Origin of the sequence: Streptomyces sp. NPDC005648, assembly GCF_040605395.1 — a bacterium.
GTDB lineage: Bacteria > Actinomycetota > Actinomycetes > Streptomycetales > Streptomycetaceae > Streptomyces.
This window is the reverse complement of record NZ_JBEXCS010000008.1, coordinates 40,931-64,821: the sequence shown is the minus strand read 5'-3', so window position 1 is coordinate 64,821 and position 23,891 is coordinate 40,931. Positions and strand designations below refer to the sequence as shown.

Here is a 23,891-nt window from a genome sequence, read left to right as displayed (position 1 = left end):
AACGGAGATGACAACGGTCACCGGTGCAGTCTTTGGTGATTCGTGCCCTGGTGCGTTTCACTGCCAGCAGGACACCGTTCGCGAGGGGGAAGGCGCCAGCATGAGTGATCACGGCCACGCCCACGGGCCGGCGCATGAGCACGGCTCCGGGCACGGGCACGGCGCGGGCCCACACGCCGGTCACGCGGGGCACACGGGTCACGCCGGGCACGCCGGTCACTCCCACGGTGTCTCGGCGGACGCCGACCGCCGCTGGCTGGCGACGGCCCTCGCGCTGATCGCCGCGTTCATGGCGGTCGAGGTCGTCATCGGCATCATGGCGAGTTCGCTGGCCCTGATCTCGGACGCGGCGCACATGCTCACCGACGCGGCGTCGATCGTCCTCGCGCTGATCGCGATGCGCCTGGCCGCCCGCCCGGCCCGCGGCGGCTTCACCTACGGCCTCAAACGCGCCGAGATCCTCTCGGCCCAGGCCAACGGGCTGACCCTGCTGCTCCTCGGGGCGTGGCTGGCGTACGAGGCGGTCCGCCGGCTGATCTCCCCGCCCGAGGTCGAGGGCGGACTGATGCTGGCCACCGCGCTGGCGGGTATCGCGGTGAACGTGGTGGCGACCTGGTGTCTCTCCCGCGCCAACCGCTCCTCGCTCAATGTCGAGGGCGCCTACCAGCACATCCTCAACGACCTGTTCGCCTTCATCGGCACCGCGGTCGCCGCACTGATCGTGGTCCTGACCGGTTTCGCCCGCGCCGACGCCATCGCCACCCTCGTGGTCGTCGCGCTCATGGCCAAGGCCGGCTACGGACTGCTGCGTGAGTCCGGCCGTATCTTCCTGGAGGCCGCCCCCGCCGACGTGGACCCGGACCGGCTGGGCGACGAGCTGGTCGCCAGGGCGACCGTCGTCGAGGTCCACGACCTGCACGTCTGGCAGATCACCTCAGGGCAGGCCGCCCTGTCCGCGCACATCCTGGTCGAGCCCGGCGGCGACTGCCATGCCGTCCGCCGCGACCTGGAGGAACTCCTGCGCCACGGCCACGGCATCACCCACACCACCCTCCAGGTCGACCACGCCCCCACCCCCGTCCTCCAGCTCGCCCTCCCCGGCGACCGCGACCTCCTCCCCATCGGCGACGCGGCCCACTGCGAGGAGCCGCACGGGCCGGTGCATCGGGAGGAGCCGCATGAGCACTGAGGGGTCCCGGCCGGTCACCTACGCATAGTGCGGGTCGTCGTTCGTGATGTCCGTGGTGACTCCGATGAACGTGTTCCTGAGCGCGGTACCCAGAGCGCCCTTGTAGTTGTAGATGGCCCACTGCATGCCGTCGAGCACGTTGTCGTACACATTGGCGCCGATGTAGTGATTGATGCTCACGCCGAATCTGTTCGCGTGTCCGATGCCGTGAATCCTGTTGCCGTACACGTTGAGATTCCGCGCCGCGTTGAACGGGCCCCCGCTGATCCCGATGATCAGGACGCCATCGGTGAAGCGGGTGCCGCTGATGTCGTTGTCGTGAATGTTGACGTTGTCGGCCGCGGCGTTCTGGAATCCGCTGTAGACGATTCCCGGCAGTGTTCCCGTGCCCTCCACGGAACCGCCGACGATCTTGTTGTGGTGAATCGACACGTCGGACAGCGTCTCGCCGGAGGAGTTGGGCTCAAGATCGATGGGTCCCGGCATACCGGACCGCGAACACCCGACGAATGTGTTGTCGTGCACTTCGATGTGTGTTCCGGAAACGACGGAAACACCGTTCCGGTTGGCGTGGTCGGAGGTGAAGGTGTTGTTCGGGCCGATGTCGCAGTTGCGGGCGGAACCACCGATGTTCACATAGACGCCGTCACCGATGATGTCGGTGAACTCGCAGTTCTTGACGGTCACGTCGCTGAAGTTCCCGTGGATCCGCACGCAGTGGCGGAACTGGGACCACGTGGCTCCCTGGTGGGAAGCCCGCCCGTCGAACCTGAGGTTGTCGATCGTGACGCCCGATCCGCGCACCGTCAGGATCTCGTCGCTCTGGGTGGTGGACGTCGTGGACCCGTCAGGGAACCGGAGAGTGGAGCCATTTCCCTCGACATAGCAGTCGGACGGAATGGACAAGGAGGTGACCGTGTACGTCCGACCCGCCGGGAACACGAGACGTTTGCCGCCGGCGGCATCGGCCGCCGACTGCGGAGTGGGATGGTCCACCACATGCACACTGCCGCCGCCCGACGGGCGGCGCGCCATGGCCAGGAGTGGGATCGATGCCAGTGCCAACATGGATCTGCGGGGGATGGAGGCGGAGGGGGAAGCGGAGGATATGACCGCTGGTGATCTTTGCGCTCGGAACAAAGCAACTGACTCCGTGTGCCTGAAACAATATCAGCGGTCGGTGCCGCTCGAATGCGGCACTCTACCCCAGGTTTTTCAGTTGTCCAGATCGCGTATGCGAATCGATCGTCCGTCTGTCACTCCGCCGCGGTGAAGCGGTCGAGCAGTGCGTCCAGTCCTGCTTCCAGGTCCTCGGGACCGCCCCTTTCGGCGAGCGCGGGGGCCGTTTCCCGGAGCCTGGGCAACTCATGGGGCGGCATCCGGTGCAGCCCGAGGCGGAAGGCGGGATCCGGTTCCTCGGCGTTGTCCACCATCGGGCGGAGTTCCGCGGACACATAGCCCAGTAGCCATGCGGTGAAGGCGCGGAACGCGGCCGACGTGCGGGGCTTGTCCAAGCCGGCGCCTTCGAGCAGGGCGAGCACTCTCTCGTGGTCCCTCAGGACGGCCAGGGGGCGCTGGGCCAGTGGTACGGCCAGCATCCGCGTCGTGAGCAGCGGAACCGCGTGAGGATGCGCGAGACAGACGTCGTAGGTGGCCCGGGCGATGCGATGCAGCCCGCTGCGCCAGTCGGGTTCCTCGGCGCCGGTGCCCGACTGGGGGGCCAGCCGTTCCTCCAGCTCCAGGTACAGGGCCTCCACCAGGCCGTCGAGAAGCGCTTCCTTGCCCTCCGCGTAGCGGTAGAGGGCCATGGCCTCGACCCCGAGCTCGGCGCCGAGCCTGCGCATGCTCAGGGCGGAGAGGCCCTCCCGGTCCACCAGGTCGAGGGCGCTGGCGAGCACGCGTTGCCGGCTGAGCCGCCCGTAACGGCCGCGGTCGCTCGCGCGGCGTGCCGGAGCACCGCCTCCCGCGCCCGTTCTCCGCGCCTGCTCCTTGGCCATGCCCGCCTCCGCTTTCGACCGCGTCGCTTTCCACCTGTGTTGACTCTATACACCCCTGGGTGGAGAGTGTACGTATACGGCGTAAATATACGCGTTTCGCGTGCGCTGTCGTTCCGCTGAGCAAACAGCGTTGGGAGTGAGCCATGGCAGCTCATCGTCTCCGGCCCGCGCAGGACCTCGTCGAGCGGGCCCGGCCTCCCCTCAACGGTGCGCACCCCGCGGACGCACTGCCGGCGGACCGTGTGGATCCGCCCGACGTACCGTTCGCGGTGACCTGGATCAGTCCGGAGGCCCGCAGGGCGGCGGACGGCGTGCTCGCCTCGGGCTGGGTGACCACCGGTCATGAGACGGAGCTCTTCGAGAGCGAGATCGCTTCCCGCGTCGGGGCCGAGCACGCCATCGCGGTGAGCTCGTGCACGGCGGCGCTGGAGCTGGCGCTGCGCGGCCTCGCACTGCCGCCCGGTGCGGCTGTGCTGATCCCCGACGTGACCTTCTGCGGTGCCGCCCACGCCGTCCTGCACGCGGGACTGCGGCCGGTCCTGGTCGATGTCGACCCGCGTACGGCGACACCGACCGCGGACACCGTCGCCCGTGCCGCGGCGGCCTGCGGCCGGCCTCGGGCGATGATGGTCCTTCACTACGCCGGGGCCCCGACACCGGTCGCCGAGCTCGCCGAGGCCGCCGGGCTGCCCCTCACCCGCGTGGTCGAGGACGCCGCCCACGCTCTGGGGACGTCGGTGGGGGACCGGTCCGTGGGCACCCTGTCGAGGGCGACCTGCTTCAGCTTCTACGCCACCAAGAACCTTCCCATCGGCGAGGGGGGCATGGTCACCACCGACGATCCGGAGCTCGCCGTACGGATCCGCCGCTCGAGGCTCAACGGAATGTCCGCGGACGCCTGGCGGCGGACGCAGCCGGGCGGTCGCTGGCGGTACACGGTGGAGGAGGCGGGCCTGAAGGCCAACATGACGGATGTGCAGGCCGCCATCGGGAGGGCACAGCTGGGTCACTTCGACGACTGGCAGCGACGGCGGCACTCCCTGGCCACGCGATACGACACCCTGCTCGCGACCATTCCCGGGATCCGGCCGCTGGACGTCCCCACGCCCGGGAACCACGCCCGTCACCTGTACGTGGTGCGGGTCCTGGCGGAGTACGGCACCGGCCGCGACGAACTCGTGGACACGCTGTCGAAGCGGGGCATCGGCACCTCCGTCCACTTCATCCCTCTGCACCACCTGCCGTTCTTCCGGCGAAACGCGCTGAAACCGCTCGGTGGCCTGCCGGGAGCCGACGCGCTCTTCCCGCAGCTGCTGTCCCTGCCGCTGCACCCGTTCCTCACCGAGCGGGTGGTCGACCGGGTCTGCGCCGAGCTGGCCCTGCTGGCACGCGAACGGCCCGCCGGATCCCCCTTCCACACCGGCCGGACAGCGGAGGCGCACCGTGCCATGACGGGCCGGTACGTCGAGGAGCCCTGATGTTCCCGCACCGCGAGTGGTCTCAGTGGACACCGAGGCCCGCGCTCGGCAGAGGCCGCAGGCGCCGCCGGGTGCTGGTGCTGTCCCTGAGCCTGCTGGTCGCCGTGGTCGCGCTGCTGGGGGTGGGCGCGGGGGGCATCTGGTGGGCCACCGACCACTACGGCGACAAGGTCGCCCGCATACCCGACGCCTTCCCCACGGGCCCCAGGCCGGAGAAACCGCACGGGCCGGGCGCCCAGGACAGCGGCGGCACCACGTTCCTGTTCGCCGGCGTCGACAGCCGTTCCGCGAAGCCCACCACCGGGGACGCGGCCACGGCGGCCCTGTGGAGATTCGGCGCGCAGCGCAGCGACACGCTGATGCTCGTGCATCTCGGCCCCGGTGAGCGCACGTCCTACGCCGTCTCGCTGCCCCGTGACAGCTGGGTGCCCATCCCCGGACACGGATCCGCGAAGATCAACGCCGCGTTCTCCTGGGGCGGTCCGCCGCTCCTCATCCAGACGGTCGAACAGCTCACCGGAGTGCGGGTCGACCACTTCGCGGTCATCGACTGGCACGGCTTCAGGGCCCTCACCGACGCGGTGGGCGGGGTGCCGATCACGGTGGCCGCGGACTCCTACGATCCGGCGCAGGGACGGCACTTCACGGCCGGAACCCATGTCATGCACGGTCACGAGGCGCTCGCCTACGTCCGGCAACGCCATGGCCTGCCGGGCGGAGAGCTGGACCGGATGAAACGGCAGCAGCAGTTCCTCCGCGCTCTCGCCGTGGAGATCCGGGGCCATGTGAGCATCACCCACCCATTGCGGGTCAACCGGATGCTCGACGCGATCACCCGCACCGTGAGCGTGGACGACCGTCTGTCCAACGGCGACCTGCGCGGCCTCGTCTTCGGACTGCGCCATCTGAACTCCGCGGACACCCACTTCACCACCGCGCCGATCGTCCGGTCGGAGATGATCGACCGCCAGTACGCGCTGATCCTCGACCGGGCCGGCCTGCGGACGCTGTGCCACCGGATCGTGACGGAACACCCGCCCGGCAGCGGGAAGTGAGGCGGTCACGTGCGTCTGCGCCCTCGTCCGGGACGACTGCGGAGCCCGTCGGCCGCGGCCGTGGGCCCCGCCCGGGCACTCGCCTCCGGGATGGGATTCAGCGCGCTCGCGCAGATCGCGCCGCTGCTCACCAATCTGGCGCTGACGCCGTACCTGATCCATCGACTGGGACTGGACCGGTTCGGAGTCTGGTCGCTGATCCTCGTCTTCCTCGCCACCCTCACCGTGCTGGACGGGGGAGTGGGCGCCTCACTGGCGCGCTTCTACGCCTACCACGGTGTGCGCGGTGACCAGGACGCCACGGGGAGGCTGGTCGTCGGCTCGGTGTCGGTCTTCCTCGGACTGGGCGCACTCGTCACCGGACTCGCCGCGCTCATCGGCCCCCGGATCGTGACCGCGCTGGACGTTCCACCACGGTTGACGGCGGAAGCCGGGCAACTCCTGCTGGTCCTGGGCCCGCTTCTGACGCTGGCGCTGATCTCCAACTCCGCGATCGCGCTGCTGCAGGCCAACGCCCGCTTCCGGAGCCTCGCGGCCGTCAGCGCCGGTTCGTGCCTCACCTACGCGGTCGCCGTGACCGCGGTCGTCCACGACGGGCACGACCTGCTGCCGCTCGCACTCCTGACCACGCTCAGATACCTGCTCGTGACCGTCGGCGGATTCGCCGCGGGGGCACGGCACTTCCGCGTCCGGCGACCGCTGCTGCCCCGATCGGCCGAGCGGCGGGTCTTCGTCGGTTACGCCTCCCGTATGCAGCTGTCCGGATTCACCGTCTTCCTGAACGGGGAGATCGACGCCCTGGTGGTCGCCGTACTGCTGCCGGTGCGATACGTGGGCATCTACGCCGCCGGCTACCAGGCGGCGACCGCCCTGCGCAGCCTGCCGCTCTACGCCTTCCCGCCGATCCTCACCCGCATGACGCACGTCTACGCCACCCGGCAACTGCCCGGAGCGGTGGGGGACTTCCATGTGCTCCAGTCCCGGTGGCTGCCCGCGGTGCTCACCTACGGGACGGTGACGATCGCGGCGGTGGGGCCGGCGGTCGTGGTGTGGCTGGGCCCGGGACTCGCCCTCAGCGGGGCGGTGGCCGCCGTTCTGCTGACCGGATACGTCGTGCAGGTGGCGTTCACCGGGATGCGCACCTGCTTCGTCCGGGCGATCGGCCGCCCCGGGCTCGAGACCCGCTACTCCTGGTGCTCGACGGCGGTGAACCTGGCCCTCACCGTGCCCTTGACCATGCTGTGGGGGGTGATCGGCGTCGTACTGGCGACCTCGATCGGGCTGGTCGCGGGTTCCCTGTACCTCGTTCTGCTCTGCCGCCGCCTGGCGGGTCTGCGGGACGGACGCCTGCCGAGGAGATGGGTGCCGGCCACGGCGCTCGCCGTGCTGACCGCCGGCGGCGGAGAGCTCCTCGTGCTGAGAACCGGCTGGCACGGAGCGCTCCCGCTGCTGCTGGCCGGCGTGCCGGTCCTCGTCGGTCTCGGGGTCGCATGGGCGCTCATGGCCCGCGATCTCATCCGTGCGCCAAGGGTGCCGGAGCGAGTGCTTCTGAAGGAGGAGACGTCATGACTCCCACCACACCCGGCCGCCCGCACCCCCGGCCGCCCAAGCGCGTCCTGATCGTGGCGCAGCTCGACGGATACGCGAACAGCGTCAAGCCGCTGGCGATCGAGCGGTTCCTGCTGGACCACGGCCACGACGTACGCCTGGTGGACACCAACTGCCTTGCTCGTGCGTCCAGTACCCCCGGCTCTCCCGGCCGGATGCTCCCGGGATCACCCCGCCCCGCCAAACTGGCCCTGTACGCGAACGACATCGCTTCCAAGGCCCTCACCCGGCGATGGCGTTTCGGGCGGCGCCACCTGTCGTACTACGTACTGCTGACGGACCACCGTCTGCGGCGGCGCATCCTGCGGACCGAACTGGCCCTCGACGACTTCGACCTCGTCATCTGCGAGACCCCCTTCGACGCGGGCGTGCTCACGACGGGCACGCGGGCCGAGACCCTCTACGACTGCCCCAACCCCTGGGCCGACGAGGTACGCCACGAAGGACGGCTGACCGAGCGGCAGCACAGGAGGTTCCGCCGTTGGGAGAGGGACTTCCTGGAGGGGATGGAGCATCTGTCGTTCTCCTGGGAGACCTATGCCCGTTACGCGCAGGCCCACTACGGCATCAGCGGAGACAACTTCCTCCAGCTCAACTGGGGTTGCACTCCCTCGGCCCGGCGCGCACGGTGGGCGGATCCGCCGCGTGTGGCCTACGTCGGGTCCCTCAGCAGCCAGTTCATCGATCTTCCTCTGCTCGGACGACTCGGTCGGCTGTACCCCCACATCGACGTCTACGGCGGCCCACCGCCGGACCCGTCGCTCGGCATCGCCTACCGCGGCTACGCGTCTCCCGAGATCCTCAGCGAGTACCAGTTCGGACTGATCACCTGTACGCGCGACCCGATCCGTGAAGAGGGCTTCTCGGCGAAGCACCTGCACTACCTGGCCTACGGACTGCCCGTCCTGGTCCCGGCCTGGCGGCGCCATCTCGATCTGCTGCGCGGCTCGGTGCCCTACACCGAGGAGAACTTCACGGCCGTCGTCGAGTCGCTCGGTGACGCACACCGGTGGCGGAGGGCGAGCGACGCGGCCTACGAGCAGGGGCGGCGACTGGACTGGAACCGGACTCTGGAGCCGCTGCTCCGGCTTCTGGACCCGACGCCCGCGGGAAGCGAGCGGGAGGCCGCCTCGGCAGTGAGGCACGGCCCGCGATGACCACCGCGCCGCCACGACCGCGCACCGTCGACATCGTGATCGTCAACTGGAACACCGGTCGCTGTCTCGGGAACTGTCTGCGCTCCATCGCCCGTGCCGACCGGTCGGTGCTCCGCGTCGGCAAGGTGGTGGTCGTCGACAACGCGTCGAGCGACGGCTCGCTCCGGCACCTCGATGTTCCCGGCCTGCCGGTCCGGTTGATACGCAACGCCGAGAACCGCGGCTTCGCCCGGGCGTGCAACCAGGGGGCGACGCTGTGCGACGCGGAGTTCCTGCTCTTCCTCAACCCCGACACCGAGCTCTATCCGGACACACTGCGGGTGACGGGTGAGGTGCTGGGGAAACCCTGGGCCGAAGGCTTCGGCATCTTCGGGGCGCGCATGGTGGACGCGCGCGGACGCCCGCAACTCTCCTGCTCGAGGTTCCCGAGCCCGCGCATCTTCGTCGGCAGGATGACGGGGCTCGACCGGCTGGTGCCCGCCCTCTTCCCGCCCCACCACCTGCGGCCGCGGGAACTCGCCCACTCCGGCCCGGTCGACCAGGTCATAGGAGCGTTCTTCCTGGTGCGCAGCTCTCTGTTCGCCGAGCTCGACGGCTTCGACGACGGCTACTTCCTGTACCTGGAGGAGGTCGACTTCGCCTTGCGGGCAAGCGGGTTGAGCCGGCCCTCGTACCACATCAGTGAAGCGCGCGTCTATCACGCCGGTCAGGTCAGCTCGGCCCAGCTCGGACCGTGGCGGCACTACCTGCTGCTGCGCAGCCGCACCCGTTACATGTTCCAGCACTGGCCCCGGTACCAGGCGTGGCTGCTGACAGCCCTGAGCCTGTCCGTGGAACCCGTGGCCCGGCTGGCCGGAGCGGCACTGCGCGGACAGCGCGTGGAGCTGCGGGCCACCTTCGCCGTCTACCGGGAGTTCCTGCGGTGGGTCCGTGAAGATCGAAAAGCAACCGATGGAATGGTCGGAAGGCAAGGCAGATGAAACTCACACGCGTTCTCGTCACAGGGGGGCAAGGGTATCTGGGCTCTGTCGTCGACGATCTGCTGTCCCACAACGGATTCGAGGTCGTGTCCCTCGACAGCGGCTATGTGTCGGACACGCAGCGGGAACTGCCCCATGTGACGTATGAGCGGGGGGACGTACTGGACCCGGGCGCCTGGCAGACCCTGCTCGCCGGTGCCGACGCGGTGGTTCACCTCGCCGCGATCGTCGGAGATCCCGCGTGCGGGGTGGACGAGGATCTGGCGATGGCGACGAACTACCTGGGGACGATCCGGGTCGTGGAGGCATGCAGGAAGTTCGGGGTGGGTCGGATCGTCTTCGCGTCCACCTGCAGCAACTACGGGAGCACGGCGGGCGAACAGGTCGACGTCTGGTCCCCCCTCAACCCCCAGTCGGTGTACGCGCAGACGAAGGTGCTGGCGGAGCACTACCTTCTCTCGCCGCGCGGCGGTGGGCCGGAGCCCTGCATTCTGCGTTTCGCGACGCTCCACGGCCTGTCGCCCCGGATGCGTTTCGACCTGGCCGTGAACGTCATGACGGCCAATGCCATCGCGGAGGGACACATCGCGGTCCACGGAGGGGCTCAGTGGCGGCCGTTCATCCATGTGCGGGACGCGGCCATGGGCGTCCTCAAGTGCCTGCGGAAGAGGCCCGGTTCGTCGGCCGCGGTGTACAACTGCGGCTCGAACGAGGAGAACTACCTGATCCGGGACCTGGCCGAACTGGTCCGGCGGGAAGTCCCCGGATCGGTGACCGACTTCCTCGGGGAAGTCGACGACCCACGGAACTACCGAGTGGATTTCTCCCTGATACGACAGGCACTCTCGTTCACCAACAGTTTCCGGGTCGTCGACGGCATACGCGAGATCCGTGACGCGATGCGGAACGGTGAGTACGGGGACTATCTCTCGCCCCGGTACAGCAATCATCTGCGCGCCCTGGACCTGTCAGGACAGGGAGTCTCCTGAGAGAACACCCGCGGGTTCGGACCTGCCTTCGCCCGGCGGTTCCGGCAGCGGTTCGGGCGTCGCGCCCAGACGTGCGCCGATCGGCATCAACGTGGTCGCGAGGAGTGCGAAGGTCAGCGAATTGCTGATGCCGAAGGACCACGGCCGCTCCAGCACCGAGCCCAGCAGCACCGGCAGCAGGACGCAGGCCGCGGCGGGGAGCCTTCGGGGCCCGTCACGGAACAGGAGATACACGAGCAGCACGGCGAAGAGGAAGACGCCGACGAGTCCGCCCGCGTAGAGCACATCGATCCATTCGTTGTGGAGCGACGGCGAGACCGCGGCGGGAATCGCGCCCTGCTCGTACTTGGCGGACCAGGCCTTGCCCCCGTATCCGAGAAGCGGCGAGCGCGTCCACTCCTCCTTGGCCATGTCCCAGATCGCCGCACGCAGTCTCAGATCGCCGAAGTCCGCGTGGCGCAGCGGCACGACGACACCGATGGCCACCGCCGAGAGCACGGCCGACATCCCGATGAACCTGTGGGCCGGCGTGACGGGCGGGGTCCCCGGGAGCTCCTCGTCGGCGAGTTTCGGGCGCAGCAGCACCAACAGGATCACCGTGACGACCGCGGCCGTGCCGGCGAGCACACTCCCGGTGACCAGCGCCAGGAACGCGAGGTAGCAGGAGAGGACGATCCGCACACCACCCCGCAGGCCCAGCCAGGCGAAGGGGACGCACACCAGCAGCAGCAGGGCGAAGATGTTCTCGTTGCTGAACACGCCCGCGTAGTGGATGCCGAGAACGTTGCAGGCGTTGTCCGCGCGACAGGGGCGTACGACACTCGTCGGGGCCACGAGTGCTTCGACACCGCTGATGACGGTGTACACCATGGCGACGGCTGCGCCACCGAGGAACGCCGAACGTCCTGGCCGCCCGACCGCGGCCGCGAACAGGGCCATCAGCAGGGTGAGTTGCCTGGGGGCCCACAACGGCTGTCCGTGCAGGCCGTCGGAGGCGCCCAGAGCCAGGACGATCATCACGGCGATGAGGGGTGCCGTATTGATGCGGGCACGCGCCATCAGCAGCCGGTAGAGGACGAAGAGCGCACAGGCGACCAGGATCAGGCCGTTCGCGACCATGTCGATCCGGTTCACCCAATCCGGGAATCCGATCACGGTCCGGCCCTGGGGGTCCAGGCGCTCCTTGCGGCCCGAACCGATGATGTACGCGGCGGCCTCCGTGTTGGCCAGCACACCGACCACGAGAACGAGCGTGGCGGTGAGATCCCAGTCCCTGAAGACGTGGGCCCTGTGGAAGGCGACGGCCCAGGGGAACAGGGCCAGCAGGCCCAGGATGCCGATGATCAGCACGGAGGTGTACTGCGCCTGCGACATGCGGATCCTCCCGGTGTCCTACGGGTGGCGTCCGGTGGTGGAGCCGACGCCGGTGGACACGGGCGTGCCGTCCGCTTCGGACTCCGGTGAGTGCTTGCGGCGCGGGGCCGCAGGACCGCTCTGCCTCGTCGGCCGGCCGTCGGGCTGCTGGTGCGCGAACTTCTCGGCGGGCAGCCCGGTGAGAACGGCGCCGAGGACGCGCGCATGGACGGAGGCCAGGCTCTCCATCGCCCGGCGCACGGCTTCGTAGCGGACCTTGCCGAGGCGGATGACGAGGAGTACGGCCTCCGCCTCCGAGGCGAGGATGGCCGCGTCGGCGTAGGGGAGCAGCGGTGGACTGTCCACGACCACGAGATCGGCGTCCGCCTCGAGACCGCGGAACAGCTGTGTCATGGAGCGGGACGAGAGCAGCGCGGCCGGATCCGGGGGCGGGGTGCCGGCTGTGAGCACCCGCATCAGCCCGTCTCCCCAGTCCTGGAGGGCGCCGTTCAGGGGTGTGGCGCCGGTGAGGACCTCGGTGAGCCCGGTCGTGCGGGGGAGGTCCAGGGTCCTGGCCAGATGAGGCCGGCGCAGGTCGCCCTCGACGAGGACGACGTTCCGGCCCGTCCGCGCGACGTTCGCCGCCAGGTCGACGGCGGTCTCCGTCCTGCCCTCGCCGGGCAGGGAGCCGGCGATCACGAGTGAGCTCGGACTGCGCCCGTCGGCGGAGAAGCGCAGCCGGGTGCGGAGCTGGTTCATCGCTTCGTCCCGGGGCGTCGTGGCGCCGACGTGCCCGGAGTGCGCCCGGTGACGGGGAGGCCTGGGCAGAGCGACCACGGTCGCGAGGCCCAGACGGCGGCGGACGTCGTCCGCCGACCGCACGGTGCTGTCCAGCGACTGGCGCAGCACCGCGCCCGAGACGCCGACGACGAGGCCGGCGAGCCCTCCGATCGCCAGGTTCAGCGCGGGGCGGGGACTCGTCGGCGACGACGGAGGCCTGGGGTCGCTGAGAACGCTGGCCTTGACCAGGGGCGGGGCGTTCGTGGCGCCCTTCTCGATGCTGTCGATGTACTTGGTGAACTGGACGGCTGTCTCGTCGGCGATCGCCTGCGCCCGGAGGGGGGACCGCTCCTGTACCCGGATGTCGACGAGGGTCGTGTCCAGCGGCGCCTCCGTGCTGATCTTCTTGGCGAGCTGTTCGGGCGTGGTGCGCAGATGCAGCTTGGCGATGACGCCCTCGAGGACAGCGGGGCTGTTCGCGATCTTCGTGTAGGACTTGACTCGCTGCTCCGTGAAGAGACTGCCCGCGTACGCGTTGGAGCTGTCCTTGTCGTTGGTGGCGATGAAGAGCTGAGCCTTCGCCGTGTAGGTGCGCGGCGTCAGGGCCGTCACGGCGACCGCCGCGCCGAGCCCCAGCAGCACGCACGCCACGACGAACCGCCACCGCCGGCGCAGTACGTCGATGTATTCGCGGAGATCCATGGGGACTCCTCCACACGTCCGTGCGGCCTGTCACTACGGCCGCCTTGACTCCAGGAAGTTATGACGGCATATTCCTGTTTACAACGTAAATGTACGTTATCAGCGTTCGGTGTCGAATGTGAAGCCATGGGTCGTTCTCCGGAGTACTGCGCCATCACCCCCTACAGTCGGCGGGCGGGTAGTTCGCGGGTGCGTGTCTTCGAATGGCTGGACCGTGTCGGTACCGACTTCGCCGTCGTCAGCTACGCGTCTCTGGCCGACGCCGCCCCGTCCCGTCTGGCCCGTCACCCCCTGGCCGTGGCGCGCGCCGAGCTGAGGCTGCGCAGCCTCGCGGCCGCGCGCCCCGGACGTCTGCTGCTGCACCGGGAGGCGTCCCCGCTCAGTCGCGGCTGGTGGGAGCGGCGCCTGCTCACGGGTGCGGACTTCGCCGTGTACGACTTCGACGACGCCCTGCAGTGGGACCGCGGCGACGGTGGCCTGGCCCGGAAGCTGGCACCGAAGGCCGAGAAGGCGCGGACCTCCGTGCTCCACGCCGACCGGGTCATCGCGGGCAATGACGTCCTCGGGAGCTGGGCCGCGCAACATCACGGAGATGTCGTGGTGATCCCCAGCTGCGTGGCTCCGGAGGACTACCTGCCGAAGACCTCCTACGCGCTGCACGACCCGCCGCGGCTCGGCTGGATCGGCTCGCGGGACAACGAGGCCTGTCTGCTGCTGGTGGCCGGGGCGATCGAGGAGATCCACCGCCGCACCGGTGCCCGGCTGACCCTCGTCGGCACGACAGGGCGTTCTCTGGGCCGTCTGGAAGCCCTCGTCGACCGAATCGCCTGGAGCCCGCACACCGCGCGCACCGCGCTGGCCGAGATCGACATCGGCCTGATGCCGCTCCCCGCCACCCCGTACAGCCTGGGCAAGTGCGGCTACAAGCTGCTCCAGTACGGCGCCGCCGGCGTGCCCTCGGTGGCCTCGCCGATCGGGGTGAACGCGGACATCCTGCGCCAGTTCCGGATGCCCGCCGCGTCCGACGTCGATGAATGGACCGAGGCGCTCCAGGAACTGCTGGACGGCTCGGACGCCCACCGCGAGCGGCTGGGCCGCGGCGCCCGGGCCGTCGTCGGCCACCGCTACTCGTACGACGCCTGGCTCCCGCGATGGACGGCGGCCCTGGAACTTCCCGCGGTGCCGCCGTGACGGCGGCGACCTGTGAAAGGACACCTTTCATGGACACGACCGGTCACCTGCAGCAGAAGGCCCTCCCGCGCATGGCTCCGGCACCTCTCACCCTGCCGCGCCGCGCGCTGGACGTGGCCGTATCGTCGCTGCTGATCTTCCTCCTGTCTCCGCTGCTGGTCCTGCTGGCCCTCGTGGTGCGCGCGACGAGTGAGGGGCCGGCGCTGTTCCGGCAGCAACGCATGGGCGAAGGCGCACGGGAGTTCACCCTGTACAAGTTCCGCAGCATGCGGCAGGACGCCGAGGGGCCGGGGCTGACCGGTGCCACCGACGCGCGCGTGACCGCCACGGGACGCCTGCTGCGACGTTTCAGCCTTGACGAACTCCCGCAGCTCTTCAATGTCCTGCGCGGCGACATGACGCTGGTGGGACCGCGCCCCGAGGCCGTGGAACTGGCTCACCGGTATCCGGCCGAGTACCAGTGGGTGTTCCGCCACCGCCCCGGGCTCACGGGACCCTGCCAACTCCGCTCACGCCGTGACGCGGTGCTGCTGGACGGCAGGCCGGACCCCGAGGGCTACTACCTCGAGGTCATGGTGCCGCGCCGTGCCGCGATGGACGCCCAGCTGCTGGCGCACATCTCCGTGCCCACGGTCCTTGTCTTCGTCGCCCGCACGCCCTGGTACCTGCTGTCCGCCGCCTGGGACGAGGGAGGCGGTTCGTGATGCGCGCCGTCGTGACCGGGGCAGCCGGGTTCATCGGCTCCCACCTGTGCGAACATCTGCTGTCCCGCGGCGACGAGGTGACGGGCGTCGACGCCATGACGCGGTACTACGCTCCCGGGCGCAAGCGGCAGAACCTCACCTCCCTGCTCGGCCGGGACGGGTTCACCTTCCTGCGCCAGGACCTCCTGACGGCCCCTCTGGAGCCCCTCCTCGACGGCGCCGACGCCGTGTACCACCTCGCCGGCCAGCCCGGGGTGAGAGGTTCCTGGGGCCCGGAGTTCGCCGTCTACGTGGAACGCAACGTCCTGGTCACCCAGCGCCTCCTGGAGGCCGCCCGGGCGACCGCCCTGCCCCGGCTCGTGTACGCCTCCAGCTCCTCCGTCTACGGGAACGCCGAGACCTACCCGACCAGGGAGACGGCACGCCCGCAGCCGGTGAGCCCGTACGGCGTGACCAAGCTGGCCGCGGAGCACCTGTGCGAGACCTACCGCACGGCGTTCGGCGTCGACGCCGTCTCGCTCCGGCTGTTCAGCGTGTACGGCCCTCGACAGCGCCCGGACATGGCTTTCTCCCGGCTGGTGACGGCGGCCCTCGCGGGGCGGACCTTCACGCTGTACGGAGACGGTGGGCAGAGCCGGGACTTCACCTATGTCGCCGATGTGGTGACCGCCATGCGCGAGGCCGCGCTCTCCCCGTGGAGCGGTGTCGCCAACGTCGGGGGCGGATCCGAGGTGACGATGAATCAGGTCATCGGCCTTCTCCGCGTGTTGGGCGCGCCCGTACGCGTGGTGCGCGCGCCGACTCAGCGGGGCGACGCCCGCCGCACCGCCGCGGACATCGCCGTCGCCCGTGGGGCCTTCGGCTTCCGGCCCACCACGGGCGTGCGGGACGGACTCGCGGCCATGGTGGCGGCCGCGCGGTCGGCACGGCCGCTGTCGGCGGCGTGACCGACGTGCCGACCGTCCGGATTGCCCCGGACACCCGGGCGAGTATGCTGTACGTATACACCGTAAATATACGACCAATGTGACGGTGGTGGTCGACCATGCGGAACGCGACGCTCGCGACCGGTTCGTGGCGGTCGGACGGCAGAGCCCCGAGCTGGCCCGCGACGCCCGCGCAGGTGGCACCGGCGGCGACGCTGCCGACACCGCCGGTGCTGCCCCGCATCAAGGTCCTGCACGTCATCACCCGCTTCGAGGCGGGAGCCGGCGGCAACACCCTGCTGTCGGCGGAGGGAATGGACCCCGAGCGCTACGAGGTGTGGATCGCCGGGGTCCCGGGGGGCGAGTTCTGGGAGCGCGCCCGTGCCGCGGGGCTGCACACCGTCCAGATACCCGGGTTCCGGCACACCCTGACCCCGACGGACCTGCTCGTGCTGCGACGGCTGGTGCGGCTCATCCGGCACGAGCGCTTCACGGTCGTGCACACCCACTCGGGAAAGGGCGGTTTCCTGGGGCGCACCGCGGCGAGGTGGTGCCGTACACCGGTGGTGGTGCACACCTTCCACGGCTTCAGCTTCCACCCCTACATGTCGCGCGGCAGGCGCACGGCCTACCGCTGGCTGGAGCGGGCGACCCGGCGCTTCACCCACCGATTCCTCGCGGTGGCACCACGGGTGGCTCAGGAGGCGGTCGAGGAGCGCCTGGCCACACCGGGGCGCATCCACGTCGTACCGTCGGCGGTCGATCTGGGGCACATCCCCGAACGGTTCGACCCCACGGCCCGGCGAGCCCTGGGGGTACCCCCTGAAACGGCCCTCGTCGGCACCGTCGGCCGGGTCGACCACCAGAAGGCGCCGTGGAACTTCGTCCGCATGGCCGCCGCGATCCGCGCCGAGCGCCCCGGCAGCGCCTTCGTCATGATCGGTGACGGGCCGCTCCTGGACGAAACCCGGAAGCTGGCGGCGGAACTCGACATCGACGTGATCTTCACCGGGCACCGGGCGGACGCGTCCTGGCTCGTGGCAGGGCTCGACGTCTTCGTGACCACCTCGCTCTACGAGGGGCTCGGCCGGGCTCTCACCGAGGCACTGGCCACGGCCCGGCCGGTCGTGGCCACCGCCGTGAACGGCGTGCCCGACCTGGTCGAGCACGGCGCCACGGGTCTGCTCGTGCCGCCGGCCGACCCGCAGGAGGAGGCCCGGGCGGTCGGCTGGCTGCTCGACCACCCCCGGGAAGCCGCGGAGATGGGACGACAGGGCCGACGACGGGTTCGTACGTCGTTCGAACCTCAGGCCATGTGCGCGGCCGTCGACGCCTGTTACCGAGAACTGCTCGGCCTGCCGCCCCTTCCCGAGCCGTCCGCCGGCGTCCCGGGGCGGCACCGGGGAATCGTCCCAGCGCCCTGAACCGAGCGCGCCTTCGACGCACCCACCACGGAGACCGACATGCGCCTCACTGTCATAGGCACCGGATACGTAGGAGCCGTGCACGCCGCCTGTATGGCGGAACTCGGCCACGAAGTCCTCGGTGTGGACGTCGACGCGGAACGGATCGGTGCGCTGGCGGCCGGCCGCCCGCCGTTCTACGAACCCGGACTGTCCGCCATGCTCAAGTCGGCCGTGGACAGCCGGCGGCTGCGCTTCACCACCTCCCTGACCGAGGCCGCCTGGTTCGCCGACACCCACTTCGTCTGTGTGGGCACCCCGCAGCGTGCCGATTCCGGCGCCTCCGACCTGCGCCATGTCGAGGCCGCCGTGGACGGCCTGGCGCCGTACCTGCCGGGCAGCGGGTACGAGCGTGTCCTGGTGGTCGGCAAGTCCACGGTGCCGGTCGGGACGGCCGACCGGCTGGCAGGGCGGCTGCGGGCCCTGGCCCCGGACGTGGACATCGCCTGGAACCCCGAGTTCCTGCGTGAGGGCCGTGCCGTCCGGGACACCCTGAGGCCCGAGCGCATCGTCGTCGGAGTCCGCTCCGTCCACGCCGAGAGGCGGCTCCGGGAGATCTACGCACCCCTGCTGGCCGACGGGACCCGCTTCATCGTCACCGAGCCCGCCACCGCCGAACTCGTCAAGCTGGCCTCCAACTCCTTCCTCGCCACCAAGATCTCCTTCATCAACGCCATGGCCGAGATCTGCGACGCGACGGGTGCCGATGTGTGCACCCTCGCCGAGGCGATGGGCGCGGACTCCCGCATCGGGCCGAGCTTCCTGGCGCCCGGCCTCGGCTTCGGCGGCAGCTGTCTGCCCAAGGACATCCGGGCCTTCGCGGCCCGCGCCGAAGAACTGGGCCTCGGGGCGTCCGTGGTGCTCCTGCACCAGGTCGACGAGATCAACACACGCCAGCGCCGCCGCGTCGTGGACCTCGCCGAGCGGATGGTCGGCGGGGACTTCCGGGACCATGGCGTCGCCGTCCTCGGAGCCTCCTTCAAACCGCACAGCGACGATGTGCGGGACTCGCCCGCGCTGGACGTCGCGGACGCCGTGCGACGCCGAGGAGCCAGGGTCCGGGTCCATGACCCGGAGGCCGTCGACAACGCCCGGGCCGCCCACCCGGAACTGCAGTTCGCGCTGGACGTGGCGAAGGCGTGCGAGCAGGCCGACGTGGTGCTGCACCTCACCGAGTGGCCCCAGTACCGCGAGCTCGACCCGGCCGCGCTGGCCGCCGTGGTGCGGACTCCGGCTCTGGTCGACGCCCGGAACGTCCTCGACCCGGTGGCCTGGCGCGCGGCGGGGTGGACCCTGTGCGCGCCGGGTCGTCCGCGGCTCGGCTGACCGGCGGGAGAAGACAGTGCGTGCGGTGGTGGCAGGCGGAAGCGGCTTTCTCGGATCCCATCTGTGCGAGGCCCTGCTGCGGCGGGGCGACAGCGTCCGCTGTCTGGACGACTTCTCCTCGGGGCGAGCGGAGAACGTCCGCCACCTGCTGCGGACACCCGGCTTCGAGTGCGTGTCGTGCGATGTCACGGCCCGGTTCCGGGTGGCCGGGGAGGTCGACGCCGTGGTCCATCTCGCGAGCCCCGCATCGCCGTACGACTACCAGCGCATGCCGCTGCAGACGCTGGCGGCCGGCAGCCGTGGCACCGAGAACCTGCTGGACCTGGCGCTCCGCCACCACGCGCGCTTCGTCCTCGCCTCCACCAGCGAGGTCTACGGCGACCCGGCGGTACATCCGCAGACCGAGGACTACTGGGGCCATGTGAACCCCGTCGGCCCCCGCAGCGTCTACGACGAGGCGAAGCGCTACGCCGAAGCCCTCTCGATGGCGTACCGGCGCAGCGAGGACGCCGACGTCGGCATCGTACGGATCTTCAACACCTACGGGCCGCGGATGCGGGCGCAGGACGGCCGGGTGGTCTCCACCTTCGTCCGGCAGGCCCTGGCGGGGGAGGACCTGACTCTCTTCGGCGACGGCGGCCAGACCCGCAGCTTCTGCTACGTCGACGATCTGGTCCGCGGGCTCACGGCCGCGATCGACTCGCACCGGACCGGCCCGTTCAACCTCGGCAACCCCGAGGAGCGGACGGTGCGCGAACTCGCCGAACTGGTGCTGCTGATCACCGGATCGTCCAGCCGGCTGCGCTTCCTGCCGCTGCCCGTCGACGACCCGGTCCGCCGGTGCCCCGTCATCACCCGGGCCCGCACCCAACTGGGCTGGCGCCCGCTGGTGCCCCTGGACGAAGGGCTGCGGCGCACCGTCGAGTGGTTCCTCGCCCAGCCGGAGACGCTCGTACGGTCTCCGGAGCGATCCGCGGTGGGGTGGTCTCCGTGAGAGCCCTCGTCGGCAAGGCGCGGATCCCGTCATGAGCACGACTCGTATCCTGGTCACCGGCGGCGCCGGCTTCATCGGCTCGCACTACGTCCGCACCCTCCTCGGGCCGAACGGGCCGCCCGGGGTGGCCGTCACCGTGCTGGACCGGCTCACCCACGTCGGCAGCCTCGCCAACCTGGCCGACGTCCGTCGCGCCGACGGCTTCGGCTTCGTGCACGGCGACATCTGCGACGCGGACCTGGTGGGCAGGCTGGCCGCCGACCACGACCAGGTCGTCCACTTCGCCGCCGAGTCGCAGGTCGGGCCCGTCGTGAGCCCGGACGCCTTCGTCCGTACGAACGTGCTGGGCACCCAGGCCCTGCTCGCCGCCGCCCTCCACCACCGGCTGAGGACGTTCGTGCACATCTCCTGCGACGAGGTCTACGGGTCCATCCGCGCCGGATCCTGGGCGGAGACCGACCCGGTGCGGCCCAACTCGCCGTACTCCGCGTCCAAAGCGGGTGCCGACCTGATCGCCCTGTCGTACCACCGCACCCACGGTCTCGACGTCCGGGTCACCCGCTGCTCGAACACCTACGGGCCCTACCAGCACCCCGAGAAGCTCGTCCCGCTGTTCATCACCCGGCTGCTGCAGGGCCGGCCGCTGCCGCTGTACGGCGACGGCGCCCATGTGCGCGACTGGATCCACGTCGACGACCATGTGCGGGCCATCGAGCTGGTCCGGGCGGCGGGCCGGCCGGGGGAGGTCTACAACATCGGTGCCGGCAACGAGCTGTCGCACCGGGAGCTGACCGGACTGCTGCTGCGGGAGTGCGGGGCCGACTGGGGCAGGGTGACCTTCGTCGAGGACCGCCAGGGTCACGACCGGCGCTGTTCGGTCGACTTCACCAAGATCCGCGCGCAGCTCGGCTACGCCCCGCACAAGGACCTGGCCGACGGCCTCGCGGAGACCGTGGACTGGTACCGGACGCACCGCTCGTGGTGGGAACCGCTGCTGCGGCGGGCCGGTTCCGGCGAGAGGGTGCTGCTGCGGTCATGAACGCCCCGATCGAGGACTACGCCCTCCTCAGCGACCTGGAGACCGCCGCCCTGGTCGGCCGTGACGGCTCCGTCGACTGGCTGTGCCTGCCCCGGTTCGACTCTCCCGCCTGTCTGGCCGCCCTGCTCGGCACACGGGACAACGGGTTCTGGCGGGTGGCCCCGCTCGGCGTCGAAGGACCCTGCGCCCATCGGGCGTACCGGCCGGACACCCTGGTCCTGGACTCCCGGTGGGAGACGGCGCACGGCACCGTGCGGGTCACCGACCTCATGCCGCCGCGGGACGGACTGCCGTGCCTGCTGCGCGTGGTGGAGGGACTGTCCGGCTGTGTGCGGATGCGCAGTGAGCTCAGGCCGCGCTTCCACCACGGCCGCGTCGTGCCCTGGATCCGCGCCGCCGACGACTGCACCGTCGCCCTGGCCGGTCCGGACGCCCTGTGGCTGCACACCGACGACGCCGGCGGAGAACACCCGTCGACCGACGGCGCCGTCCTCGACTTCTCCGTGCCGGCCGGCCGGCGGCTCGCCCTGAGGACGGTGTGGGCGCCCTCGCACAGGGCCGAGCGGCCCGCACCCCTGTGGGTTCCCGCGGACACCGTGCTGAAGGAGACCGGCGACTTCTGGCGGCACTGGACCGCCCGCTGCCGCTACCGGGGGCCCTGGCGGGAGGCGGTCGTCCGCTCCCTGATCACCCTGAAGGCGCTCACCTGCGCGTCGACGGGCGGCATCGTCGCCGCCCCCACCACCTCCCTCCCGGCCTGCCCCGGCGGCGAGCGGAACTGGGACTACCGGTACTGCTGGCTGCGGGACTCCGCGCTCGCGCTGTCCTGTCTGCTGCGCAGCGGGTACCGGGAGGAGGCCACCGCCTGGGTGGACTGGCTGGTGCGGGCCATCGCCGGGGATCCCGCCGATCTGCAGACCGTGTACGGGGTGGGCGGGCAGCGGCTGCTGCCGGAGACCGAGGCGCCGTGGCTGCCGGGGTACGAGGGCTCGCGGCCGGTCAGGTTCGGCAACTCCGCCGCCGGGCAGTTCCAGCTCGACGTCTACGGCGAGGTCATGGAGGCGCTGTTCCTGTCGTCGCGCGCGGGCATCCCGCTGCCGGGCCATGTGTGGAGCCTGGTCGAGGCGTTGATGGCCCATCTGAGCGGGCACTGGCGCGAACCCGACCACGGGCTGTGGCAGGTGCGCGGCTCCCGGCGTCAGTTCGTGCACTCCAAGGTCATGGTGTGGGTGGCCGCGGACCGTGCCCTGCGCATGGCGCGGCTGTTCGGGCGCGACCGGGTGTCGGGGGAGTGGCGGGCGCTGGGGGAGGAGGTCCGCCGGGAGGTGTGCCGGCAGGGCTGGGACCCGGTCGGGAGGTCCTTCGTACAGGCCTACGGATCGCCCTCGTTGGACGCCTCGGCCCTGCTGATTCCCCGGCTGGGCTTCCTGCCGGGGCCGGACGTGCGCGTGCGCGACACCGTCCGGGCCATGCGGGACCTGTCGTACGGCGGGTTCCTGCGGCGGTATCCGGCCGAGGGGCCGGGATCGGACGGACTGCCCGGCGCCGAGGGCGCGTTCGTGTCCTGCACCCTCTGGTACGCCGACGCCCTCGCCGCGACCGGACACCTCGCCGAGGCCCGGGAGGTCTTCGAGCGTGTGCTCGCCGTCCGCAACGACGTCGGCCTGCTCTCCGAGCAGTGGGACCCGGACGCACACCGCCAACTGGGCAACGCTCCCAAGGCGTTCAGCCACATCTCCCTGGTGGAGACGGCCTTCGCCCTCACGCGGGCGGCTGCCCGTCGTGCCCCGCCGCCCGGTACCCCTCCCCGTCCTCTCGGTATCCGCGCGGGTTGAGCTGCTGGAACCGCCAGGCGTCCCGGCACACGTCCCCGAGATCACGGGTCGGCCGCCACCCCCACGCCCGCGAGACCGCGCTCGCGTCGGCGACGAGCGAGGCCACGTCCCCGGGGCGGCGCGGAGCGATCTCGTACGGCACCTGCCGGCCGCACGCCGCGGAGAACACGGCGACCACGTCCAGCACCGAACTCCCCTGCCCCAGGCCGATGTTGAACACCCGCATGCCCGGTGCGTCGGCCAGGTGGTCGAGCGCCACCCGGTGGGCCTCGACGGTGTCCATGACGTGGATGTAGTCGCGGATCGCGGTGCCGTCGGGGGTCGGATAGTCCCCGCCGAAGATCCGCAGCCGCTCCCTGCGGCCCACGGCGACCTGCGCCACATACGGCAGGAGGTTGTCGGGGACGTCGCTCGGGACCTCGCCGAGCATGCCGCTGGGGTGGGCGCCGGCCGGATTGGCGTAGCGCAGGCACAGCACCGTGCAGTCGGGGCAGTGGCGGCAGACGTCGGCGAGGATCTGCTCGGAGATCCACTTCGAGGTGCCGTAGGGAGCGGCCGGGGCGGCGGGCGTGGACTCGTCCAGCAGGCCGGGGCCGGCGTCGCCGTAGACCGCGCAGGTGGAGGAGAAGACCAGGCGGTGCACCCCGTGCTCGTGCATGGCGCGCAGCAGCGCGGTGGTGCCGCCCACGTTGGTGTCGTAGTACGGGACGGGCGACTTCAGGGACGCGCTCGGGGACTTGAGCGCGGCGAAGTGCATCACCGCGTCCACCGAGTGGCGTTCGAAGACGGCCGACAGCGAGCGGCGGTCCCGGATGTCCAGTTCGTAGACGGCGCCCACGAACCGGCCGGCGACGCGTTCCACCCGGGCCAGGACCTGGGGGCTGCTGTTGGTGTAGTCGTCGACCACGATCACCTCGTAGCCGTGGTCGAGGAGTTCGACGCAGGCGTGGCTGCCGATGAAGCCGGCTCCGCCGGTGACGAGGATCGTGGTGGGGGCCCACAGCGAAGCGGCCCCCGGCCGTGCGCGCAGTCGCCGCTCCTTGTCCACGGTGCCTCACCGGCCCTGGAGGAAGGATTCGAACGCCGTATGTTTACGACGTATATGTACGACTGTGCCCCCGGCCG

The 23,891-nt window shown here is 70.7% G+C and carries 20 protein-coding genes; 15 read left to right on the top strand and 5 right to left on the bottom strand.

What is annotated here, in order from left to right:
* The first annotated feature begins 100 nt into the window (after nt 1-100).
* Entirely contained in the window at nt 101-1,189 is a 1,089-nt protein-coding gene (locus tag ABZT17_RS06815; RefSeq protein ID WP_356344614.1) for a cation diffusion facilitator family transporter, read from the top strand.
* A gap of 18 nt (nt 1,190-1,207) precedes the next feature.
* Here ABZT17_RS06815 and ABZT17_RS06810 read toward each other — a convergent pair whose 3' ends face one another.
* Together ABZT17_RS06810 and ABZT17_RS06805 are read right to left on the bottom strand one after the other, a co-directional pair.
* A complete protein-coding gene (locus ABZT17_RS06810; protein ID WP_356344611.1) occupies nt 1,208-2,224 on the bottom strand; it encodes a hypothetical protein in 1,017 nt (338 codons plus the stop codon).
* Nucleotides 2,225-2,445: 221 nt separating this feature from the next.
* Entirely contained in the window at nt 2,446-3,186 is a 741-nt protein-coding gene (locus ABZT17_RS06805; protein ID WP_356344608.1) for a TetR/AcrR family transcriptional regulator C-terminal domain-containing protein, read from the bottom strand.
* Nucleotides 3,187-3,329: 143 nt separating this feature from the next.
* Here ABZT17_RS06805 and ABZT17_RS06800 point away from each other — a divergent pair, with 143 nt between their 5' ends.
* The 6 genes from ABZT17_RS06800 to ABZT17_RS06775 are packed head-to-tail and all read left to right on the top strand — an operon-like array spanning nt 3,330 to nt 10,453.
* Complete coding sequence (locus ABZT17_RS06800; protein ID WP_356344606.1) at nt 3,330-4,664, top strand: DegT/DnrJ/EryC1/StrS family aminotransferase; 1,335 nt, start codon at nt 3,330-3,332, stop codon at nt 4,662-4,664.
* Entirely contained in the window at nt 4,664-5,719 is a 1,056-nt protein-coding gene (locus tag ABZT17_RS06795; protein WP_356344604.1) for an LCP family protein, read from the top strand. The genes ABZT17_RS06800 and ABZT17_RS06795 overlap by 1 nt, the downstream gene beginning before the upstream one ends.
* Nucleotides 5,720-5,728: 9 nt before the next feature.
* Nucleotides 5,729-7,288 (top strand): oligosaccharide flippase family protein, encoded by a 1,560-nt coding sequence (locus tag ABZT17_RS06790; protein ID WP_356344601.1) that lies wholly within the window; start codon nt 5,729-5,731, stop codon nt 7,286-7,288.
* Entirely contained in the window at nt 7,285-8,484 is a 1,200-nt protein-coding gene (locus ABZT17_RS06785; RefSeq protein WP_356344599.1) for a hypothetical protein, read from the top strand. Before ABZT17_RS06790 ends, ABZT17_RS06785 begins: the two co-directional genes overlap by 4 nt.
* Complete coding sequence (locus ABZT17_RS06780; protein WP_356344596.1) at nt 8,481-9,464, top strand: glycosyltransferase family 2 protein; 984 nt, start codon at nt 8,481-8,483, stop codon at nt 9,462-9,464. The genes ABZT17_RS06785 and ABZT17_RS06780 overlap by 4 nt, the downstream gene beginning before the upstream one ends.
* Nucleotides 9,461-10,453, top strand: a complete 993-nt coding sequence (locus tag ABZT17_RS06775) for an NAD(P)-dependent oxidoreductase (RefSeq protein WP_356344594.1) — start codon at nt 9,461-9,463, stop codon at nt 10,451-10,453. Before ABZT17_RS06780 ends, ABZT17_RS06775 begins: the two co-directional genes overlap by 4 nt.
* On the opposite strand, the gene ABZT17_RS06770 is transcribed toward ABZT17_RS06775, so the two are convergent.
* Together ABZT17_RS06770 and ABZT17_RS06765 are read right to left on the bottom strand one after the other, a co-directional pair.
* Entirely contained in the window at nt 10,433-11,827 is a 1,395-nt protein-coding gene (locus ABZT17_RS06770) for an O-antigen ligase family protein (RefSeq protein WP_356344592.1), read from the bottom strand. The genes ABZT17_RS06775 and ABZT17_RS06770 overlap by 21 nt on opposite strands.
* 18 nt (nt 11,828-11,845) lie before the next feature.
* Nucleotides 11,846-13,288, bottom strand: a complete 1,443-nt coding sequence (locus ABZT17_RS06765) for a polysaccharide biosynthesis tyrosine autokinase (protein WP_356344589.1) — start codon at nt 13,286-13,288, stop codon at nt 11,846-11,848.
* A gap of 126 nt (nt 13,289-13,414) precedes the next feature.
* Between ABZT17_RS06765 and ABZT17_RS06760 the strand changes: the two genes are divergently transcribed.
* The 8 genes from ABZT17_RS06760 (at nt 13,415) to ABZT17_RS06725 (ending at nt 22,766) form a co-directional block, all read left to right on the top strand.
* On the top strand, nt 13,415-14,479 hold the full coding sequence (locus ABZT17_RS06760; RefSeq protein WP_356344587.1) for a glycosyltransferase family 4 protein: 1,065 nt from the start codon (nt 13,415-13,417) through the stop codon (nt 14,477-14,479).
* Nucleotides 14,480-14,508: 29 nt separating this feature from the next.
* Nucleotides 14,509-15,183 carry a sugar transferase gene (locus ABZT17_RS06755; protein ID WP_356344585.1) on the top strand — a complete coding sequence of 225 codons (675 nt, stop codon included), beginning with the start codon at nt 14,509-14,511 and terminating at the stop codon, nt 15,181-15,183.
* On the top strand, nt 15,183-16,130 hold the full coding sequence (locus tag ABZT17_RS06750; protein ID WP_356344582.1) for an NAD-dependent epimerase/dehydratase family protein: 948 nt from the start codon (nt 15,183-15,185) through the stop codon (nt 16,128-16,130). Before ABZT17_RS06755 ends, ABZT17_RS06750 begins: the two co-directional genes overlap by 1 nt.
* Before the next feature lie 98 nt (nt 16,131-16,228).
* Nucleotides 16,229-17,533: a glycosyltransferase gene (locus ABZT17_RS06745; RefSeq protein WP_356344579.1), complete on the top strand. Its 1,305-nt coding sequence runs from the start codon at nt 16,229-16,231 to the stop codon at nt 17,531-17,533.
* A 39-nt stretch (nt 17,534-17,572) separates the two neighbouring features.
* The gene (locus ABZT17_RS06740; RefSeq protein WP_356344577.1) at nt 17,573-18,898 is read left to right on the top strand and encodes a UDP-glucose/GDP-mannose dehydrogenase family protein; all 1,326 of its coding nucleotides are present in this window, start codon (nt 17,573-17,575) and stop codon (nt 18,896-18,898) included.
* Between the two features lie 16 nt (nt 18,899-18,914).
* Nucleotides 18,915-19,892, top strand: coding sequence for a UDP-glucuronic acid decarboxylase family protein (locus ABZT17_RS06735; RefSeq protein ID WP_356344575.1), 978 nt, complete (start codon nt 18,915-18,917; stop codon nt 19,890-19,892).
* A 31-nt stretch (nt 19,893-19,923) separates the two neighbouring features.
* Nucleotides 19,924-20,931 (top strand): dTDP-glucose 4,6-dehydratase, encoded by a 1,008-nt coding sequence (rfbB, locus tag ABZT17_RS06730; RefSeq protein WP_356344573.1) that lies wholly within the window; start codon nt 19,924-19,926, stop codon nt 20,929-20,931.
* The gene (locus tag ABZT17_RS06725; protein ID WP_356344571.1) at nt 20,928-22,766 is read left to right on the top strand and encodes a glycoside hydrolase family 15 protein; all 1,839 of its coding nucleotides are present in this window, start codon (nt 20,928-20,930) and stop codon (nt 22,764-22,766) included. The genes rfbB and ABZT17_RS06725 overlap by 4 nt, the downstream gene beginning before the upstream one ends.
* On the opposite strand, the gene galE is transcribed toward ABZT17_RS06725, so the two are convergent.
* A complete protein-coding gene (galE, locus tag ABZT17_RS06720) occupies nt 22,693-23,751 on the bottom strand; it encodes a UDP-glucose 4-epimerase GalE (RefSeq protein ID WP_356344810.1) in 1,059 nt (352 codons plus the stop codon). The genes ABZT17_RS06725 and galE overlap by 74 nt on opposite strands.
* Between the last annotated feature and the right edge of the window lie 140 nt (nt 23,752-23,891).